Raw genomic sequence first — 1,464 nt, 5'->3', positions numbered from 1 at the left:
TGCCAACAAAAAACCATATGAGTAAAGCGCCTCCCACCATTGCAGTAAGTGCAATGATCACAGCTTTACGAATAACCGCCGCAAAACGTTCTGGCTCATCCAAATCGCGTCCTATAAGAATCTTCATCGCATTAGGCAAATCAAAAACAACTGCCAAAGCGCGATGTTCACTTGTTTTGCCATGTTCTCCAAAACGTGAATACAAAAAGGAGGTAGAAATAAAACCACTCTGATTCAAAAGACCTAATTCAATACGTGCGACATTGCCTGCCAAAATACGTCCCATAGGATCCGTGACAAGATAAAGAAATGCCCCTGGTTGCCTTGAACGATAATCTATCGTGCGTATTAATAAAGGAATACCTCCATAATTATAAGCATTTTCAATATACTTTAATTCTTCATGTAAAGCCTGTTCAGTTTGCTCTGTTAACAATGAAGCAGAAAATGCCGTCATATAAATAGAAAGACCTGTTGCCACCAATCCAAACAATAAAATGTAAAGTGCTGAAAGCCTTAGCGCAGTCGTGCGCATTATATTAATCAAACGATTCATGCTTTGTTATCTGGTGCTTTCAGCATATATCCAGCGCCACGCACAGTATGGAGAAGGGGAACATCAAAATCTTTTTCAATTTTTGCTCTCAAACGAGAGATATGGACATCAATGACATTTGTTTGTGGATCAAAATGGTAATCCCAAACATTTTCCAAAAGCATAGTGCGTGTAACAACCTGCCCCGCATAGCGCATTAAATATTCGAGTAAACGAAACTCTCGTGGTTGCAATAAAATGTTTCTATCACCTCGTTTTACCGTATGTGCTAACCGATCAAGCTCAAGATTGCTTACGCAATAAACAGTTTCTGCTTCTTTAGGATTTTTCCGCCGTTGTAATACTTCAACACGCGCAAGAAGTTCAGAAAAAGCATAAGGCTTTGTCAAATAATCATCCGCCCCTGCTCGCAACCCTGTTACACGATCATTAACTTGCCCTAAAGCTGACAGAATAAGAACCGGTGTCTCATTGCCTTTAGCTCGCAATTCAGCAATAATAGAAAGGCCATCACGATGCAAAAGCATTCGATCAACAACCATAACATCATAATTTTCCGTGGTTGCTAAAGCGTATCCCGTATCTCCATCATAAGCAACATCAACAGAATGCCCTACTTCCAAAAAAGCTTTTTCGAGATAACGTCCTGTCTCATGATCATCTTCAATAACGAGTATCTTCATAAAACGCATCTCCATTATTTTATTGTGTAGTAGGACAAATGTTTAATAAACATTTGTCCTATACTCAAAGCCTTATTTTTTGAAAATTGAAAGAGCAACAAAACGATTTTGATCATTTGTTCGCACTTGTAAGAGGATAGCTTTTCGTCCTAACTGCTGAGCATTTTCAATTGTACGGATAATATCAGAGACTTTTTTAACCGGTGTATTATTCACTGTCACAAT

The 1,464-nt window shown here is 38.7% G+C and carries 1 protein-coding gene and 2 pseudogenes; all 3 read right to left on the bottom strand.

Annotation, left to right across the window (positions count from 1 at the left end; all coding sequences use genetic code 11):
• Nucleotides 1–556: pseudogene (locus BN338_RS06800) on the bottom strand (two-component sensor histidine kinase); the annotation flags it as partial.
• Nucleotides 553–1,239 (bottom strand): response regulator transcription factor, encoded by a 687-nt coding sequence (locus tag BN338_RS06795; RefSeq protein WP_039760342.1) that lies wholly within the window; start codon nt 1,237–1,239, stop codon nt 553–555. The pseudogene BN338_RS06800 and the gene BN338_RS06795, both read right to left, overlap by 4 nt.
• A gap of 72 nt (nt 1,240–1,311) precedes the next feature.
• Nucleotides 1,312–1,464, bottom strand: a pseudogene (locus BN338_RS11680) (serine peptidase); the annotation flags it as partial.

The organism is Bartonella queenslandensis AUST/NH15 (assembly GCF_000312585.1).
In the GTDB taxonomy this organism is placed as follows: domain Bacteria; phylum Pseudomonadota; class Alphaproteobacteria; order Rhizobiales; family Rhizobiaceae; genus Bartonella; species Bartonella queenslandensis_A.
Note: the sequence above shows the minus strand (reverse complement) of the source record. Positions and strands in the feature narration are given on the sequence as shown.